General features: G+C 41.3%; 14 protein-coding genes. 5 read left to right on the plus strand and 9 right to left on the minus strand.

Annotated features, from left to right (window positions below):
* Positions 1-29: 29 nt before the first annotated feature.
* Entirely contained in the window at positions 30-2,075 is a 2,046-nt protein-coding gene (locus G613_RS0109560; protein ID WP_029232454.1) for a HelD family protein, read from the plus strand.
* On the opposite strand, the gene G613_RS0109565 is transcribed toward G613_RS0109560, so the two are convergent.
* The 5 genes from G613_RS0109565 to G613_RS0109585 all read right to left on the minus strand — a co-directional run bounded on the left by G613_RS0109565 (position 2,062) and on the right by G613_RS0109585 (position 8,746).
* A complete protein-coding gene (locus G613_RS0109565; RefSeq protein WP_029232455.1) occupies positions 2,062-2,925 on the minus strand; it encodes an aminoglycoside 6-adenylyltransferase in 864 nt (287 codons plus the stop codon). The genes G613_RS0109560 and G613_RS0109565 overlap by 14 nt on opposite strands.
* 24 nt (positions 2,926-2,949) lie before the next feature.
* The gene (locus G613_RS0109570) at positions 2,950-4,473 is read right to left on the minus strand and encodes an ATP-binding protein (RefSeq protein WP_029232456.1); all 1,524 of its coding nucleotides are present in this window, start codon (positions 4,471-4,473) and stop codon (positions 2,950-2,952) included.
* Between the two features lie 62 nt (positions 4,474-4,535).
* Positions 4,536-5,981 (minus strand): vWA domain-containing protein, encoded by a 1,446-nt coding sequence (locus G613_RS18640; RefSeq protein ID WP_029232457.1) that lies wholly within the window; start codon positions 5,979-5,981, stop codon positions 4,536-4,538.
* Positions 5,982-6,090: 109 nt separating this feature from the next.
* On the minus strand, positions 6,091-7,719 hold the full coding sequence (locus tag G613_RS0109580) for a glycosidase (protein ID WP_442852303.1): 1,629 nt from the start codon (positions 7,717-7,719) through the stop codon (positions 6,091-6,093).
* Between the two features lie 43 nt (positions 7,720-7,762).
* On the minus strand, positions 7,763-8,746 hold the full coding sequence (locus G613_RS0109585) for an adenylylsulfate kinase (RefSeq protein ID WP_242826134.1): 984 nt from the start codon (positions 8,744-8,746) through the stop codon (positions 7,763-7,765).
* A gap of 133 nt (positions 8,747-8,879) precedes the next feature.
* Between G613_RS0109585 and G613_RS0109590 the strand changes: the two genes are divergently transcribed.
* From G613_RS0109590 to G613_RS0109605, 4 genes are all read left to right on the plus strand, one after another.
* The gene (locus G613_RS0109590) at positions 8,880-9,896 is read left to right on the plus strand and encodes a LacI family DNA-binding transcriptional regulator (protein ID WP_029232460.1); all 1,017 of its coding nucleotides are present in this window, start codon (positions 8,880-8,882) and stop codon (positions 9,894-9,896) included.
* A gap of 392 nt (positions 9,897-10,288) precedes the next feature.
* Positions 10,289-11,617 (plus strand): ABC transporter substrate-binding protein, encoded by a 1,329-nt coding sequence (locus G613_RS0109595; protein WP_029232461.1) that lies wholly within the window; start codon positions 10,289-10,291, stop codon positions 11,615-11,617.
* 83 nt (positions 11,618-11,700) lie between these two features.
* Entirely contained in the window at positions 11,701-12,750 is a 1,050-nt protein-coding gene (locus G613_RS0109600; protein ID WP_029232462.1) for a carbohydrate ABC transporter permease, read from the plus strand.
* On the plus strand, positions 12,750-13,619 hold the full coding sequence (locus G613_RS0109605) for a carbohydrate ABC transporter permease (protein WP_029232463.1): 870 nt from the start codon (positions 12,750-12,752) through the stop codon (positions 13,617-13,619). The genes G613_RS0109600 and G613_RS0109605 overlap by 1 nt, the downstream gene beginning before the upstream one ends.
* A gap of 49 nt (positions 13,620-13,668) precedes the next feature.
* Here G613_RS0109605 and G613_RS0109610 read toward each other — a convergent pair whose 3' ends face one another.
* From G613_RS0109610 to G613_RS0109625, 4 genes are all read right to left on the minus strand, one after another.
* Positions 13,669-14,979, minus strand: coding sequence for a sugar phosphate nucleotidyltransferase (locus G613_RS0109610; RefSeq protein ID WP_029232464.1), 1,311 nt, complete (start codon positions 14,977-14,979; stop codon positions 13,669-13,671).
* A gap of 74 nt (positions 14,980-15,053) precedes the next feature.
* Entirely contained in the window at positions 15,054-16,034 is a 981-nt protein-coding gene (locus G613_RS0109615; RefSeq protein WP_196805052.1) for an SH3 domain-containing protein, read from the minus strand.
* A 205-nt stretch (positions 16,035-16,239) separates the two neighbouring features.
* On the minus strand, positions 16,240-16,902 hold the full coding sequence (locus G613_RS0109620) for a PilZ domain-containing protein (protein ID WP_029232466.1): 663 nt from the start codon (positions 16,900-16,902) through the stop codon (positions 16,240-16,242).
* Positions 16,903-17,046: 144 nt separating this feature from the next.
* Positions 17,047-18,834, minus strand: a complete 1,788-nt coding sequence (locus G613_RS0109625; protein WP_029232467.1) for an ABC transporter ATP-binding protein — start codon at positions 18,832-18,834, stop codon at positions 17,047-17,049.
* Positions 18,835-18,838: the final 4 nt, after the last annotated feature.

An 18,838-nucleotide genomic window follows, 5' to 3' on the forward strand; every position in this document is an offset into this window, starting at 1 on the left:
AATCAGATTCAGTTACACAGGTGATTATTATGGAAAAAGAAATCTTTAATCAGGAACAATCCCATTTGACCAAAACATACGACAAGCTCCTTGAGATGAAAAAAGATCTGGAGGATCAGATCTCTGCCCTCAATGAAAAGGCCATGGATGACAAGAACGATATCAGAGACAATCTTCGTTTCGACTACGCTGATATCGAGACTACCATGGAAACTCTGACAGAGCTTGAGGTTTGGAACAGATATATAGATTCTTATAATGTAGAAAGCAGTTCACTTAGTAACCGCCTTTCTACTGTCAAAAAGCTGCTGGAGTCCCCTTATTTTGCCAAAATTCAGGTTCAGTTCGACCCGTCAGAAGATCCGGAGGACTACTACATTGGCCGCGCAGCTATTTCTGAAAACGGCTATGACCAGATGGTTGTAGACTGGAGATCCCCAATCGCTGAAGTTTATTACAATCAGGAAAGCGGGCATACAAGCTACACTGTGGAAGACAGGGAAATCCCTGTTGATCTTAAGCTTCGCCGCCAGTTCGATATCAAGCAGGATAAGCTTCTTTCCTTCTTTGACACTCAGATTGCCATCGAAGATCCAATGCTTCTTGCATCTCTTTCTCAGGCAAGGTCTGATAAGATGCAGGCAATAACAGCTACTATTCAGAAGGAGCAGAACACTGTTATCCGCTACCCGGACGTTCCCGTTTTACTTGTAAACGGGATTGCCGGAAGTGGTAAGACCTCAGTTCTTCTTCAGAGAATTGCATATCTCTTTTACCAAAAAAGAAAAACCCTGCGTCCTGATCAGGTGTGCCTTATGACACTTAATCCAGTATTTCGCGACTATATTGATAACGTTCTTCCGGATCTGGGAGAGACCAATCCTCTTACAATTACCTGGCACGAATTCCTGGAAATGGTAAATGTGCCATTTACTGAAAATGGCGCAGATTCTACCACTGCAGAGAATCTTCAAAAGATTCACGATATGCTGCCTACGCTTGTTCCTACAGCCGACGACTTTTTTGACATCAAGCAAAAAGATACTATGGTCATAAACAAAAATGATGTGCTGGCTGTCGTTAAGAGATTCTCTCAATTTCCAATGGGAGTGCGCCTCATCCAGACCGTATCGGATGAGCTTGAAGTTCGCGCCAAGAACACACTCCACAACCTTGATAAAGAGGTGGAGGATGAATCAGAAGGATCAGCCAAATCGGATTCCGCCGAAAACAACAGAATTGAAAATGACTACGGCGGAGCCCTTAGAAATATCAAACACTGCGGCTTTGTGAATGTTATGCATATTGCCAAGAGAATTCTTGGAAGTGACCGCATAACCGCATCAGAATGGCTTTACACCAAGATGGAGCTTACAGGCTTCTGCGATCGTAATATGAAGTATATGATGATTGATGAAGTACAGGATTATACCAAAGCCCAGCTTATGGTATTTAGAAAGTTCTTCCCAAATGCCAAGTTCATGCTCCTTGGAGATGAGAATCAGGCTATCAGAGAAGGCACTGTATCTTTTGCAGAGATTGCTGAGATGTCAAATGCCGATGACAAGAAATTCGTAGAGCTTCCTCTTATGACAAGTTATAGAAGTTCACCGGAGATCACCGATATGTTTGCTTCTCTCCTTCCACCTGAGAAAAAGCTGCAGGTTTCTTCTGTGCAAAGACCCGGAGAAAAGGTTGCTGTAAAAGCATTTGATTCTGATAAAGAGTATTACACAGAGCTCACCAGACTCATTGATGAATCTGCCAAAAAAGAAGGCCTTACCGCGGTAATTTTCAGAAATCAGTTTAATCTTGAAAATGCTGTTGCTAAGCTTGGAAAGAATGCTCCTGTTGTTATTGCAGAGGACGATGCTCTTCCTTCTGAAGGCGCATTTATGATTGACCTGTCACTTGCCAAGGGTCTTGAATTTGACAATGTTATTTTGGCTGACGCTGACAGCAAATCCTACCCTAATGATTTATTGGGAAGACACTGTCTCTATACTGCAATGTCACGTGCAACCCAGCACCTTACCGTCATTGCTAACGGAGAATTATCGCCTAACGTAAAATAGAACTGCGTCTGGCCTTCATGAAGTCCCTGACATTTTCGGACTCCTCAAGATCAAGCGGATATCCAAGTTTCTCTGATACATAGATAGACAATTCTTCAAAATAGTCATACATCAAAAAGAGCTTATTCCACATGTCCTCATATTCGCCATTTGCAAAAATACCTGCAAATCGCTCCATCTCTTCCTTTGAAAGATATTTACCAAGATACTTGGAATTGGCTCCTGTTGTTACCTTAAAATCATTGTCGATGCCAACCTTCCAGTTGATCATCTTCATGAACATGTCCATCATGTATTCTTCAAGGCATCTTTTTGCATAATACAGTTCATGCCTGCAAAGCCCTTTGGTTACGTAGTTACTTATCCAGCGAAATTCATTGACTGTGTTAAAGAACTCAAATTCCGAGGGCTTCTTTATATAGAACACTTCATTGGATTCGATATTTTTAAGCTCCGGAAAATTGTCCTTGTTTATAAGTACTGTTCTTGGCTCGTTAAAGCTCTTTTGCTCGGAAATGTTACTGATATCTATTAAGGTCAGATCAATTCTGTTACCATCCTTGTACTGAGTAAGGTAGGCAAAACGGTTTGTACCGTTATAATCATAGGGCTCAGCGTAGTAATCATCAGGCATCTGCATGATAAGGATTTCGCCGAAGCGCTTCATGTAATCATGATCCCCGGTAAACTCCCTGATATCAGTCACAAAAAAGGTCACATCAAAATCGGAAAACCTGTCCTTTTTGGCTCCCGGAGTAACGGCCGAGCCTTCCATTGTCACGGCGCGTATTCTGTCATCCTCTCTTGCTGCCCTTAAAATTTTGTCAAACATTTCCTCGTAGGTCGACATATTATCCCCCAATTACTTTTTTCCTTAAAATATCAGGCTCTGAGCCAGATTTTTCAGTTCCTGTTTCCTGTCGTTTAGAAGAAGGAGCTTATTGTACTCGTAATAAGCTTCATTGCCGGTTTCTCTTACGAACTTAAGGCTGTAATATGCCTTGGAAAGCTCAGTTAAGAAGATTACCATTTCCTGGCTTCCGGATAGAGACTGGCTATTCCCAAAGGTCTGTTCCAGGAATTCAAAGCTGTTTGTGAGATGCTCTCCTGTTGTCTTAATGCTGCTTTGACGGGCAGCTTCTCTTTCATTGAACCACTTCTTGGCAAGCTCAATTCCAGATTTTTCCCCAGAATTCGATACAGCTGCTTTGCCGGCAATATCTGTACATTCACTAAGAGCTGCTATCACAAGCCTCTTAATCTTCTCTTCCTCCCTGCTGACAAGGCCAGCATCAAGCTGGGATTTAAGTTTGCTATCAAGCTCAGAAATCTTGTACGCCAAAAATCCATTTTCAAAATCAGAATTATTGGAAGCAAATTCCTTTATGATTTCAAACAGTTCTTTTTGCACAGCCTGCTGCATTGCATAATCTTTGAACTCATCCATAAGTTTATCTGTAAGAAGTCCTATGATACTGAGCTTTTCGTCAAAAGAGCCCTCTCTGATAGCTTTTTTATCCTCAGGAAATCTTCCTTCCAGAATATCCGGAATCTTATAAAGCTCATTATATCTTCGATACAGCTCGTAGTAGGTAGCAAAATCCCTGGCTATATCTTTGTTCTGAAGGTACTGAACTGTAAGGTTTTCATCCACAGGAATCTGAAGCTTTTCGTGAACCTTGATGACTCTTGATAAATCCTCCCAACCTCTTGCGGTCACAAAGCTTCTTCCGTCAGCATCCGTTTTTATACTGTAGAAATTATCTTTTTTGATCTCAAGGTAGGCCATAATAGAGCCATGCACTCCGGCCTTGTAGGCGTAGGTCTTCCAAGCCTCAAAATCTTCCTCGATGTTTATTTGTCTCACACGGTCCAGTGTAACTATGTCAAAATCTCTTACGGACTTGTTGTACTGAGGCGGATTTCCCGCTGTGACTATTATGAAACCCTCAGGGAGCTTATGACTTCCGAAAGTCTTATACTGCAGGAACTGCAGCATTGTCGGAGCCAGCGTCTCAGAGACACAGTTTATTTCATCCAGAAAAAGAATTCCCTCATGAATTCCTGACTTCTCAACCTGTTCATACACAGCACCGATGATTTCACTCATAGTATATTCAGTTACAGAATATTTTTTGCCTCCGAACTCTTTCTCTGAGATCATCGGAAGTCCGATGGCACTCTGTCTGGTATGATGGGTAATTGTATAGGAAACAAGATTGATTCCAAGTTCATGGGCAATCTGCTCCATTACTGCAGTTTTACCTATTCCGGGAGGGCCCATAAGTAAGATTGGGCGCTGCCTTTCAGTAGGAATCTCATATTGTCCCGCTTCATCCTTTTCCAGATAAGCTCTTACCGCATTTTTAACTTCTTCTTTCGCCTGATCTATGTTCATATATACCTCTACTTCGGTTATTATTTTCTTTTATGTATTATCTCCTCGTTTCGGTTACCCTCTCAGATGTATAGCTTCAGGGCCCAGTCCGGGACGTTTTCGTCGGTGTAATCCTCATCCTTTGGAAAAACAAAGGCTGTATCGTAGCTTGTAGGTTTATCCGGAAATTCTCCGTAGCCGTCCGTAAAATATATAAGTCCCTTTAGATTTTCAAATTTTCCGGCTGATTTTAATTCTTCTACATGTTCAAAAACAGGTCTGAAATCCGTTCCATAGCCGCCTTCCACATGAATTTCAGAAGAATATTTATTCATTTCATCACTTTTTTCAATAAAATCCGTCTTCTGAATCTGATTATCGCACTGGATAACACAGATTTTTATCCTCTGAAAAAAGCTCTCCCTATCAAGAAGTATCCCTGCAGTCTCATTAAGAAATCTCTGAACCAGACTGTCTTTGCAGGAAGCGGAGGTATCAATTGCTATAACCAGCTCCTGAATTTTCTTAACTTCTCTGAATTCGTTTTCTTCTATTAGAGGCATATTGCCGTAGTGTTCAAGGCCAAAGGAGTACATTCCGTAGTCGAAGCTGTCGAGATCAACGCCTCCTTCTTCCCTTAGAACCTTAAATCTTTGCAGGAATTCCCGAAAGTCTCTATGGCTTGTATTCTGTACCTTTAATAGCCATGTAAGTTTTCCCAGCCTGTCGCTGTGTTCCTTACCAATGGTTTCTATTTCGGTCTGGATCCTTTTTCCTTCTTTATCCCAATCTTTTTTGGCATCCTTGATCTGCTGTAGGCGCCTTGGGTTTATATACTTTGTCGTAGTTTTCTCTGATTCGTTACTCTCATTATTAAAAGGATTCTGATAGTCATCATCAAGGGGAGGCATCTCCTTATCCTCCGGTTTATTATCAGAGTTCTCATCCTTATCATCTGAAGGCTTATCCACCAGCCTACTCCAAAAGCCATGGTCATCAAGCTTAAATTCTCTTTCCAGCTTTTCAAGCTCAAAGATATCCAGTTCATGCTCCTGAGAAAAATATCGATAAAGTTTCTCAACTGTCAAAACCTTAACCTCTTTTTCCAAAAGCTCGTACCATCTATCCCTATAGTCAGAAGACACCCTGTAAATGCACTGATAGTCCATTCCATCCAGGATTGACTCCACTACAATATCAGCACATACATCAAAAAGTCTCTCGTCCTTATACCCCGCCGATGTATACATATGCATAAATATGCAATGAAGTAGCATGTGAAGATAAGTTCTGTTAAGCTTGCCCGGTTCTTCTAAAAATAGCCGAAGTACATAGCTAGGATTAAACCTGATACTCACAGCATCTGTGCCAACTGTAGTCATTGACAGGTCCATCTCATACCCCAGACTATTAAGAGCCGAGCCAAAAAAACGCATATCAATATAAAGCTCTGTTCTGGATGCCCCCAGCACCCGCTTTCCTGCTTCATCAAGCTGTTCTCTTTTTGTCAAAACGTTTTCTTCAGCCATTCATCCACACCTTAATGTTTTCACTACTCTTTGAAGTATATCATCTTTGGGCAAAAAAAGAACCATACGACTGCCCCTGCAATGGTGACGGTCGTATGGCTTACCATAATTACTGTATTGTATATGAATAATCTGCAAAGTTTGCTGCAAGTGAGATCTTGTGTTCTCCGTTAGTCCATGTAAATGTCATAACGCTGCCATCTGTCTTAATATCAAGCTTAGCATCAAAGCCAAATGCCGGATTGGTGTTACGGAGGTGAAGGAGCTCAAGCTGCTTCTTAACTACATCCTTGCCCATTGCCTCTTCAATCTGAGATAGGGAAAGATTAGTTCTGTTGATTTCCTTATGTCCGCCTGCACCGGCGCGTTTAACAGCTTCATGGTCATTCTTGCCTGCAAAAAGATCAAGGTACCAAACCTGTGGCTTACCGGGCATGAACATCTGAATTGCTCTTGCAAAGAGCATCTTCTTGTCATCATCACCAAGAGCACTGTAATATGTGGCATTAACCTGATAGTACATATTCTTGGCACCGTGAAGATCCTTGACATAGCCGCCTCTTCCAACGATGGTCTGAATCATATCTTCAATGTCTTCGTCTGAGAGAATTCCCTTAAGATCAAGAAGCGGAATACCATCATGGCAGCCAAGCATGTTGACTACGCGGATTTTCTTTTCCTGAATCTCGTTTGCCCACTTTGCAAGCACTTCTCCGTCCTTATGCTCAATAGCATAGATAAGAAGTCCGGGAAGGAAAAAGTCATAGGTCATATAGCCCTTATCTGCTACGGTTTCATATATCTTTTCCTTGTAGCTTGCATGAATCTCAGGTAAAAGAGATACGTTAAACTCATCAGCAAGCTTCTTAACCTTTTCAAGTACATCCCAAGTGTCAGGCTCGTTGAGGAAGTTCTTTTTCCCCGGCTCCTTAGGAGCATAAGCAAATGCATCAAGTCTTACGATCCTTGCACCATATCCGGAAAGAGCCTTTAAAGTGTTTCGATAATGTTCCCATACAAGGTCAGACTTGATATTAAGATCCATCTGTCCAAGGTATCTTCTACCTGATTCAAGAAGATCTATAACCGCATCCTTGTATTTCTCATAACCCGCAAAATCAATCTCTGCAGGCTTCTTGCCCTCATCCAGAGCCTTGCAGATTCTCTCGGACAGTCTGGAAGCTGCAAGATACTGAATATCGATCTTTTCCATGAGGTCCTGAGCATCAGGTCTCTTGTACTGTACCTCCTGATAGAATGTATTCCAATAAGGAACATCCTTACCATCAGGCATTCTAACCATAAGGATCGGAAGTCCCGGTTTTCTAAAGAACATATCCTTGATATATTCTTCTCTGGGCTGAATGTATCCGCCCTCTGTCATCTCTCCGCAGCCTTCCCAGAACTTATTCCAATTGATGAAGAAATCGGCATACTTGGACTTTTCACCATTCTTGATAAGATCCTGGAACTGTGGTGAAAGGACTGATGCATGGTTGAGGATGAAATCAAGCTTAAGGTTGATTCCAAGCTTATCCAGTGCCTCAAGATCTTTTTTGTCAGCAAGTTCTTCGTTTATACCATAATCGATGACAGAAAAGCCTCTGTCCAGATCTGTATTGAAGATACTTGGAAGGATATAAAAGGACTGAAATACGTCCTCAAACTCTTTCTTTGAAAGAACTGATACAATATCGGAAAGTGTTCCACCCATGCTATCCGGGTAAGCATTGAGCATCGGTCCGTTATCAACAAATTTTTTACTCACTTTAATCTCCTTATCAATCCATATTGTACAATTTCTTAAACTCGTCGTAGTTTATAAGCTCGCCTGCCTTAGTAATGATGATCTTCGCCTTGTGAGCCTGATCAACCAGCTTTTGCTGCTCAAGTTCCAAAACCATAGTAGTGAATGGACTGTCAAGCTTACCGTCTCTGTTTCTGCTTCTTCTGTGCTCCAGTGTTTCCTGAGGAGTACTGTTGAGAAGTACAGGAATATCAACCTGTGACATATAATCGCTGTTTCCGTGAGTCCACTCAACAATGAGAACCTGCTTGGATGACATATCTACTTCGTCATACCAAAGAGAAGCTTCATCTCTTCCCATTCTCTTAAGGTAGAGCTTGTCAGCACCATCCTTGAAGGCCTTCATAATCTGATCAACTTCCTCAAAGTCTGTTTCCTTTGGTGTTCCAAGGTAATCATTAAGTCCCTTTGAACCGCCTTCTAAATATGATTTGAACCATGTGTCAGTTTCTGCATGAGCCTTATTGGCATCATCTTCAGCAATCTGCCACTTCTTAAGAACTTCCATATGTTCTTGTGACATGACACCTGCGTCAACCATAGCTCTTATTCCGCTTTCTCTAAATACATGAAGTCTTTCTGCATCATTGTACATAGGAATACGATGTGGGTAATTATCTCCAGACATTGTGTAGCTGCCGATTCCAGCCTGCTCAAGTAAAAATGACAGGCATGACGCAATCTCGGATTTACCAACACCACTTCCACCACATACAGCAACAACTGCACGTCCGTACTTATTTGATCCGATAGTCTTCTTAAGTTCATCTACAAGTTTAGGGAAAATAGTCTTAGCCTTAGCTGTATGACTATCTCCGATTTCTATCTTATCTCCCGGCATATCCCCATGTGGGATATCTGATGGGATTGATACTGATGCAACCTTTTCGGCTGCAGCCTCAAGTTTTTCCATAACAGCATCTGACACTTCAGATATTCTGTTGTAATTTGTGTTCATAATACTCCTCTTCACTTTCTTGCATAATTATGCAACAATAGAAATGTAGGTTCTTTGACAACTTATGTTCCGCCATGTTATTTTGAACACAACATACAATAACTTTTTTTCTTTGTAAAGACCAAAATAAATTATGATAACGATTAAAGAGATTGCAAAACAACTTAACATGAGCACTACAACGGTCTCAAATGTTATTCACGGAAAAACCAGCGAAGTATCTGATGATACCAAGAAAAAGGTTCAGGATTTTCTGGATAAGGTTGATTATGTGCCGAATATAAATGCACGAAACCTAGCACAGAACGAATCCAAGATCATCGGCCTAGCTCTTAAAGCCCGTGCAGATAAGTACGAAAATCTGATCATGGACCCATTTGTATCAGAACTTATCGGAGGTGTCGAGGAGACAATACGAAACGCGGGATACTTCATGATGTTGTATATTTCCTCAGATACTGTTGAGATCATGCGCCACGTTTCGACATGGAACGTTGATGGCCTTATCCTGTTTGGTATGATCGGCGACGACGGAATCCGTGTCAGCGAAAAATACAAAAAGCCCATTGTGTGTATTGATACTTACAGTATTGAAGGTCTCAAGCACTTTACCAATGTGGGACTTGACGATGAACAGGGCACCTACGACATTACCAATTACCTGATTAAACAGGGTCACAAAAAGATTGCTTTCTTATCCGATAACACAAACGGTGTCGATCTTGCCAGACTCAACGGATACAAGAAGGCTCTTAAGGATGCAGGCATTAAATACAAATCCACGAACTTCTTAAAGATCAGACCAAGAACAGAAGAAATCGAAGAAAGCTTAGATGAGATATGTGCTCGCTCCAACGAATTCACTGCAATAGTATGTGTTTCGGACCTGTACGCAGTTACACTCATAGCTGCCTTGGAAGATAGAGGAATATCTGTTCCGGATGATATTTCCATTGTAGGTTTTGATGACAATATGCTGGGTAAGCTTCACAGACCTGCTCTTACCACCGTTCATCAGGATGTAAAAGTAAAGGGTGTCACAGCAGCCCAGACACTGCTCAAACAATTATCCGGTCAAAAAACCCCAAATCAGATACAGCTTCCCACCAAGCTTGTTATCAGAGATACCGTCAAAGACATTAGAAAATGATCTTTGGATATATATGACATATTTTCAGCTGACAGTATTTATTTCTGTCAGCTTTTTTATTGCAACTGTGTTACCGGTTGCGCAAAATATACAAATTCCATTATGCAAGTTGACCAAAAGAAACTTTTGCGCATAAGTTTATAAAATATACATTTTATCGTGCTTTTCTTTATTATTATTTTATAATTTAATAAAAAAATAATAATGTCAAATCCTCAGTATTTATCTGCATTTCACCGATATCCGCGCCTTTCATAACCAATATTTTTGCGTCAACCGCTTGTTTTTTGTGCAATAATGTGATATTTTGTATTCAGCGTACAACTTATGCGCAAAAGGAACCGCCAAAAAATAATCATGTTATGGCAAAATGCACAAAAGGAGGATTACAAATGAAAAAGAAACTCATGTCAGTACTTCTCGCTGGCGCAATGGTAGCATCCCTTGTAGCTTGCGGATCAACATCAGCTGACACAACAACATCTGACAACACACAGACTCAGACAGAGTCCACAACAACAGAAACTCCTGCAGCAGAGACTACAGATACTGCATCCGGTGCAGCTCCTGTTCGTCTTCTGAATGGTAAGCCAGAAATCAACGACCAGATGCAGGCACTTGCAGCTAAGTATCAGGAAGAGACTGGTAATGTTCTCACAGTTGAGACTATCGGTGGCGATACAAACGCATCTGACGAGCTTAAGAAAATGTATCAGGCTGACAACATGCCAGATATCTTCGTAATCGAAGCTAACCAGGCTGCAACATGGGACGGAATGCTTGCTGATCTTTCAGGTGAAGATTGGACAAACAAGACAGGTTTCGAACTTATTGACGCTAACATGGGAACAATCGGATTCCCTTACACAGTAGAGGCTACAGCTCTTGGATATAACGCTGATCTCCTTGCTAAGGCTGGAGTAGATCCTGCTTCTCTTACAAGCCCAGATGCTTGGAAGGCTGCTTGCGAAACTCTTGATGCCAAGAAGGATGAGCTTGGAATCACAGCTGTATTTGGTTGGTGCGCAGAGCCTACAAACCTTGGCTGGTCTTCAGGTACACACGTATTTGGTCAGTACCTTGACGCAGGTCTTAAGGCTGACGACACAACTTACATCGATCTTCTTAACGACGGTGGTAAGATCGACGAAGCTAGAATGAAGAACTTTGCTGAGTTCATCGGCATGATGAATCAGTATTCAGATCCTGCACTCCTTATCGACGGCACATATGACAATCAGGTAGCCGGCTTCAAGGAAGGCAAGTATGTATTTATCACACAGGGTAACTGGTGTGTAACATCTCCTGATGATGTGTCTTTCGAGTGCGGCTTTGCTCCATATGCATTTGAAGATGGTATCAACACAATCATCGCTGGACCACCTTCATATTGGGTAGCATATGCTTCAGGTAACGTTGACGGCGCTAAGGCATTCTTCAACTGGTGCGCAGGCGACTCAGCTCAGAACATCCTTGTTAACGATGCTGGTCTTGTATCTCCATTTGATGATTGCCAGTACGAGGCAGTTAACCCATTCTACAAGAGCATGAACAGCTACATCACAGCTGGTAACTACTCAGGATGGCACACAATGCTCAAGAAGGACGGACTTCAGAACTCAACATGTAACGTATTTGCAGATTATGCAAAGGGCAAGCTTGACGCTGATGGATTCGTTTCAACAATGGCACAGGTAATCGCAGATTACTACGCTCAGTAATTTCAGTACATGTAAGGGCGGGGCAAATATGTCCTGCCCTTATTTAAACTTTTTCTCTTAGGCCCATGAAAGGGGGATTACACATGAGTACATTTTCTATAGGGAGAAAGGCTGTTTCTTTTATCAGCCTTATAGCAGGAATTGTGCTTGCGATAGCCGGTTTGGGATTGTCAATTGCTGGAACTGGTAACGCATCTAGGGGAGCAATGCTCATCGGCGGTGTAGTTTTGTTCTTTATAGGACTATATCTTTTCCCCACACTTAAACACCATCGTTCAATCATCAATTTCATTTTCCTGTTTCCACTTCTTTTTGCTTTTATGGTAACAGTTATAATTCCTCTTATCCTCGGTATCGGATATTCCTTTACAGACTGGAACGGTATCAAGATGACAGGAGTTGTTGGTCTTTCCAACTACACCAGAATGTTTAAACAGCCTGCATTTCTGTGGTCAATTCTTCTCACATTTTTGTTCGTTGTATTTAACATGATTTTGGTTAATCTAGTAGCATTTTTACTTGCTCTTCTATGCACTTCCAAGATCAAAGGTCTCGGATTCTTTAGAGCAGCTTACTTCCTTCCAAACCTTATTGGAGGAATCGTACTTGGTTATATCTGGCAATTCATTTTCAGTAATGTTGTAACTAAGTTCACCGGAACTTACTCAATGCTTTCGGATACAAATACGGCATTCCTTGCCATTATTATCGTATATATCTGGCAGTACGCAGGTTATATCATGCTTATTTACATCACAGGTCTTAATACAATCCCCGGAGATGTACTTGAAGCGTCTGCCATTGATGGTGCTAACAAGACTCAGACATTGTTCAATATCAAGCTCCCTATGATAGCACCTACTATTACAATCTGTACTTTCCTTACACTTACATCAGCCTTCAAGCAGTTCGATGTAAACCTTGCTCTTACAAACGGTAAAGGATCAGTACAGTTCCTTGGTTCATACATCGCAAACGGAACCGAGATGCTTGCTCTTAACATTTACACCACAGCAGTAATCAATAACGACTACGCTCTTGGTCAGGCCAAGGCCGTTCTGTTCTTCATTATTCTTGCTGTAGTATCAATTGTTCAGGTTCGTATTTCTAATAAGAAGGAGGTGGAATTATAATGCATACAAAAGAAAAAACATCCAGCGTTGTAATCAGATTTATCATCGCCATTATAATTGCAGTATATGTATTATTCCCATTTTTCCTGCTTCTTATTAACTCAGGAAAAGTAACCTCTGACATAACAGCTAATCCTGTAAGTCTTTCCGGCGCCAGCTTCACGCAGCTTGCTGAGAACATTAAGGCAGTTGTTAACGATCCAAACTTCCTGTTCTTTAGCTCCTTTGGCGCATCTGCACTTATTACTGTTTTGTCACTGATACTTTTATCACTGTTTGGCGCTATGGCAGCTTGGGTTATCTGCCGTAACAAAACGGTTTGGTCAACAGTTATTTACTTTACCTTCATCGCATCAATGATAATACCTTTTCAGGTTGTTATGCTTCCACTTATTTCTACCTTCCGCGATGTTGGTAAGTTTATTGGTATTCCTATGCTTCAGTCAGTTCCAGGTTTAGTGTTCGCCTACCTGGGATTTGGCGGAGCAATGACAGTATTTATCTTAAATGGATTTATTAAGGGAGTTCCTTATGACCTTGAAGAGGCAGCATCTATTGATGGATGCTCACCGGAGCAGACATTCTTCCAGATTATCTTCCCTCTTCTTACTCCTGTTATCACTACAGTAACCATTCTTAATGGTATGTGGATCTGGAATGACTACCTTCTTCCTTCTATGATGCTTGGACAGAATGGTAAGGTTATGACTATTCCTATTGCTATCCAGAAATTCGTAGGATCTTATGTAAAGAGCTGGGATAGAATTCTTCCCGCTGCGCTTCTTGCAATTATTCCTATGATCATCATCTTCCTCATCGCACAGAAGCAGATCATGGAAGGTATGATCGAAGGTGCTGTAAAAGGCTAATAATTCACATAGTAAAAGGCTTGGACCTTGGTCCAAGCCTTTCTTTATATTATAGTGAATGTTTAATCTTATCTTCTACGCTAATTGAGTCACCAATCTGAACTTCAATGAGCTTAAGTTCTGTATCTGCGATTACAGTATGCTTGCATCCGGCTTTCATCTTAACAACATCACCGGGTACAACCTTTTCTTCTAATCCCTCGATAATTGTCTTACCTTCACCTGAGATTACAACCCATACTTCATCTCTGTTCTGATGGCTGTGGTAGTTCATGGAATGGCCTGCATTGAGAGTAACCTTGATTGTCATACTTCCAGGCTCAACATCGATAACCTTGAAGTTGCCCCAGCTCTTTTCCGCAAACATGATCTGCTGCTCTATTCCATCAACAAAAGGCTTAATGTAGGAGCTCTGTTCCTTGTCAGATACCAGGATTCCCTCAGGAGATGCTGAGATTACCACATCAGTAAGTCCCATTGCAAGCACCGGTACATCCATCTCATTAACGATATGAACGCCCTTGCAGGTCTCATTGAGAATTCCCTTACCTACAACGTTCTCTTCCATTGCCTCTGTAAGTGTATTCCAGGTTCCAAGATCCTTCCACTGTCCACCAAAACGCATTACCTGTATCTTATCTTCTTTTTCTACTACAGCGTAGTCAAAAGAAATCTTGGTAAGAGTGTCGTACTTGGCAAAAAGATCATTATAGTCAGTAAAGTCGATAAGCTCATGGGCTTTATCAAGCACATACTGAAGCTTATATGCAAATACACCGCCGTTCCAAAGAGCTCCCTGGCTGATGTAATCCTTGGCCACATCAATTGATGGCTTTTCCTTGAAGGTTGAAACCTGGCTTACGTTATCCTTGGATGCAGGAATGATATATCCGTACTTTTCGGAAGGATAAGTTGGCTCAATACCCATGAGCACCAGATTAGCCTCACCCTTATCCGCCTGATCAGAAAGAGCCTTAAGAGCCTCAAAATACTCATCTTCTACATAAGGATCAACCGGACAAACAACCACAGACTCTTTGGGACTAATGCCCATAACATCTACAAGATAGCTTGTGGCAAGAGCGATAGCAGGGAATGTATCTCTTCTGCAGGGCTCAATTGAAATACCTACCTCTGTCCCAAGCTGATTATGAATAGCTGAAACCTGTGTCTTACTGGTTGCGATTGTAACCGTGGCATCCTTGTCTACTTTTTTAATCTGACGATAAACCCTCTGAACCATGGATTCATAAGAGCCATCTTCTTTCTTGAAAATCTTAATAAACTGCTTGGATCTGATATCATTGGAAAGTGGCCATAAGCGCTTTCCTGATCCTCCTGATAAAAGAACTATATTCATATAGACCTCCGTTACTAAAATGAAACAACCCTGAAAGGCACGAACCTTTCAGGGCTGGTACACTGCGTAATTATTTAAGCCTGCTGGCTAATTACAGACATATAATAGGAATACAGATTTCTGTAGGTTTCCTTATTATAATGAAGTCCATCATTAGTGCTATAACCAGTCTGCAAAAGATATGAATAACTATCTATCCAATGTACTCTTTCATCAAGTCCGCTCTGCAATGCAGCATTAAAGCTTTCAATCTGAGCATTAGATACACTGCAGCTTCCAACAGGAGTAACAGAAGAATAATAAACTGTAATTCCTGCGTTCACCCAGGTATCAATGTTATCATTGACAAGCTTAATATACTTGGATGCATTGGAAAGATCATTAACACCAAAATTGATGATCATAACAGTGCCCTGACCGGCATAACTTGGAATCTGGGAAAGAGCAGTATTCTTGAAATAGCTGTATCCCTCACCGATCTTGGCAATGTAAGCCTTATCCGTAGAACCGACAGCCATCTGCATCTGTACAGTTCTGGAATCGCCTACAAATAAATATGGGATTCCCGGCATCTCTTCTACCATGTAATCGCCTCTGATATAGCCAATCAGATCCTTATATAACACCTCAAACCAGCCATTGTCTGTTACGCCTGTAACCTGCATTTCGGTACCCCAGGCAACCTTGCCAAGCTTGTCATAGTCTGTTCCGGCTCCTGCCCTAACATTAACAGTATCGCTAGCAAACATTTTGGCTATTGTCTCATACTCAGTAACAGTAAAAGCCGTAAGAGAAAACTCTGCGCCATTCTCCTTGGCCTCAACCACTGTTGTGTCCAGAAACTCTTCATAACCAACAGTAGCTTCAGCAACAGCATTATTTGTGTCTTCAGTAATAGTCTTGACAACTGTCTGAGTTGAAAAATCTGTAGCTGACAAAGTACGATTATCCGGTTTGTCACTCACAGCAAGTCCAACCAGAAGTGCAATACACAAAACAGCGGAAAAAGCTATGAGTATAAGCAGGTTTTTCTTTTTTTCTTTATACATGTTCATAATACCTATCATCATTTATAAGAATAAAAGTTATACCCCAACCAGTGAAATTTTACAATGCCATAAACAATATGTCAAATTTGACTAAACACTGTCAATGTTTAATCTCACAGGCCATATCTAACTTTGTTAAAAGTTAAGCCCATACAACCGTGGTTGTATGGGCTATATTTATGAAACAGAGTTCGATTTGCGCATGAATACGTCACACAACTGCTGCCTGCTCGGCCTGGAAAATAGCCATAGCAGTAGTCTTTTTTGCGTGCTCAATCTTTTTCTCCATAATAAAGCTAAGTACTTTTGGACTGATATTTTCTATCTCACATCCAACAGCATTATAGCCGCCGATAGAAAATTCTCTTACTACAATTCCATACATTGCCATTCTGGCACTGCTCTCATCCTTGGCGAATTCAACCTTAACCTTATCGCCAATCTTATAGCCTGAGTTCTTACCAACCATAAGAGAAAAGCCTCTCATTGAAATGTCATGTAAGACCACACTGATACTGAAAGACTTGTTGATAACGGCAGTTCCCATGATCTGCACATTATATCTCTCGGCCTTACGCTGATTATCTGCAATAACGATTTCCCTTCCTGTTACAACATGGAAATCTGTTCCTGCAAAATCCACACGGCTGATGGTATCAGCCTGGAACACATGCTTGTCATCGGTAAGTGCCTCAACATACTCGAAGTTAGCATTCGAAACAATATCGATAAGCTGTCCGTTACAAGAAATCGGTGTAATAAGTATTCCATCGCCATATCTTGTAAGCACTGTAGCTTCTACCGTCTGGTTTTGATTATTATGAACCATGTTAATGGTTATTTTTGTTGCCTGCGGTATATCATATATTTTCATGTGGAGTATCATATACCATGATTATGAATTATTTGTGAATTAATTATAAAATTGATAAATTTTTTCCGTCATTTCCAAACAATATTTCACTCCGCAAGCGCACATTCGAAACTGAATTTCATTATTCGGTTTCCTAATTCAATATTACCCTACTTCCAGGCCTTCCATCTGGGCCGTGTAAAGATGATAATAATCTCCCTTCTTGGCCATAAGCTCATCATGGCTTCCGCACTCGGTGATGCCACCGTCATTGATATACATGATCTTATCGCACTTGGTGATGGTCGATAATCTGTGGGCTATGATAAAGCTTGTTCTTCCGGCAAGCATGGCGTCAAGCCCCTGCTGAAGTGCTTTTTCAGTCTGAACATCAATACTGGAGGTTGCTTCATCCAAAACCAGAATTGCGGGATCTGATAAAAGAGTTCTGGCAAAGGAAATGAGCTGCTTCTGTCCCTGTGAAAGGAGGGCGCCTCTCTCTTTTACCTCTGTTCTGTAGCCATCATGCATACCCTTAATAAAGCTATGGGCGCAAACTGTCTTACTGGCTCTTCTGATCTCTGCCTCTGTGGCATCAAGCTTACCATAGCGGATATTATCTTCAATGGTTCCGGAGAAAATAAAGCTGTCCTGAAGCATGATACCCATCTGTGAGCGTAAGGACTGCAAAGTAACCTTGGAGATATCCTGTCCATCTATAAGAATTCTTCCGCTGTCTACGTTATAAAATCTTGAAATAAGGCTTACTATGGTGCTCTTTCCTGCTCCGGTTGGTCCTACCAGGGCAACACTCTCACCTGGCTTAACACTGAAGGATACGTTATGAAGAATCTCTTTTCCCTTCTCATAAGAAAAAGAAACATTCTCAAAAGTAACCTCTCCCACAACCTTGGGCATTTCTATAGCGTCTGGCTCATCGTCAACCGTAACAGGCTCATCCATTGTCTCAAAGATTCTCTCAAGGTAAGCCATGTTGTTGATAAATCCGTTAAATATGTTACCTAGGTTCATGATAGGCTGCCAGAATCTTGATGCGTAGCTTGATATGGCCACAATTGTTCCCAAAGTTTCATGACCACTTGCAAAAATAAACAGTCCGAAAAGATAAATCGCAGCTCTTACAAGAACAGAAATAGTATCAATTCCCGGCCAAACGAGGGTACTGTAGCCAACTGCCGTCATCCAGGTCTTGCGACAATTGCCGGAGAGAGTCTTGAAGATTTCAGCATTCTCATCTTCTCTTGCAAAAATCTGAGTAATTCTGGCACCTACAATGTTTTCCTGAAGGTAGGCATTAAGGTTTGAATTCTTGTTGGAAACCGCCTGCCAGGCCTTTCTTTGCTTGTTCTTGATCCAGAACATAAACAACATAAGGAAAGGGACTCCGGCCAAAACCACAAGGCTAAGACTTACATCCACAGCAAACATGAACACTACGATAAACACAAGGTTTATGATTTCAAGGATTACATTTATAAGACCGTTACTTAGCATATCCGAAACAGAGTTTACGTAGTTAACAACTCTTACAAGAATCTTTCCCTGTGGTCTGTCATCATAGTACTGGAACGGCAGCTTTTGCAAATGTTTAAAAAGATCTGACCTTATCTGGTAAATAATATTCTGACTGACATTGATCATAATATGAGAGCGAATTGTGGTAAAAATGACGCTCACCACGTAAAAGCATGCAACAGCCACTACAAGTCTGTACAGCATATTAACATCACCATTTGGTATGGCAACGTCCAGGGCCTTTTGCACGATCATAGGGCTAACCAGAGCGCAGGCGCCGCCCATTGCCGACAAGATAAGCGCAATCGCCATTTTGCCTGCATGTTTCTTAATATATACCCAGGCGCGAAGCAGGTGTCGTATGTCAAAAGGCTCTTCTAATATTTCGTCTTCTTTATATGTATTTCTTCTAGCCATGATT

The sequence above is a fragment of the Butyrivibrio sp. VCB2006 genome (assembly GCF_000420945.1).
GTDB lineage: Bacteria > Bacillota > Clostridia > Lachnospirales > Lachnospiraceae > Butyrivibrio.

Coding starts and splice junctions, on each gene's coding strand:
- G613_RS0109560 (WP_029232454.1), top strand. CDS start 30: ATGGAAAAAGAAATCTTTAATCAGGAACAATCCCATTTGACCAAAACA.
- G613_RS0109565 (WP_029232455.1), bottom strand. CDS start 2,925: ATGTCGACCTACGAGGAAATGTTTGACAAAATTTTAAGGGCAGCAAGA.
- G613_RS0109570 (WP_029232456.1), bottom strand. CDS start 4,473: ATGAACATAGATCAGGCGAAAGAAGAAGTTAAAAATGCGGTAAGAGCT.
- G613_RS18640 (WP_029232457.1), bottom strand. CDS start 5,981: ATGGCTGAAGAAAACGTTTTGACAAAAAGAGAACAGCTTGATGAAGCA.
- G613_RS0109580 (WP_442852303.1), bottom strand. CDS start 7,719: ATGCTCAATGCTTACCCGGATAGCATGGGTGGAACACTTTCCGATATT.
- G613_RS0109585 (WP_242826134.1), bottom strand. CDS start 8,746: ATGAACACAAATTACAACAGAATATCTGAAGTGTCAGATGCTGTTATG.
- G613_RS0109590 (WP_029232460.1), top strand. CDS start 8,880: ATGATAACGATTAAAGAGATTGCAAAACAACTTAACATGAGCACTACA.
- G613_RS0109595 (WP_029232461.1), top strand. CDS start 10,289: ATGAAAAAGAAACTCATGTCAGTACTTCTCGCTGGCGCAATGGTAGCA.
- G613_RS0109600 (WP_029232462.1), top strand. CDS start 11,701: ATGAGTACATTTTCTATAGGGAGAAAGGCTGTTTCTTTTATCAGCCTT.
- G613_RS0109605 (WP_029232463.1), top strand. CDS start 12,750: ATGCATACAAAAGAAAAAACATCCAGCGTTGTAATCAGATTTATCATC.
- G613_RS0109610 (WP_029232464.1), bottom strand. CDS start 14,979: ATGAATATAGTTCTTTTATCAGGAGGATCAGGAAAGCGCTTATGGCCA.
- G613_RS0109615 (WP_196805052.1), bottom strand. CDS start 16,034: ATGAACATGTATAAAGAAAAAAAGAAAAACCTGCTTATACTCATAGCT.
- G613_RS0109620 (WP_029232466.1), bottom strand. CDS start 16,902: ATGAAAATATATGATATACCGCAGGCAACAAAAATAACCATTAACATG.
- G613_RS0109625 (WP_029232467.1), bottom strand. CDS start 18,834: ATGGCTAGAAGAAATACATATAAAGAAGACGAAATATTAGAAGAGCCT.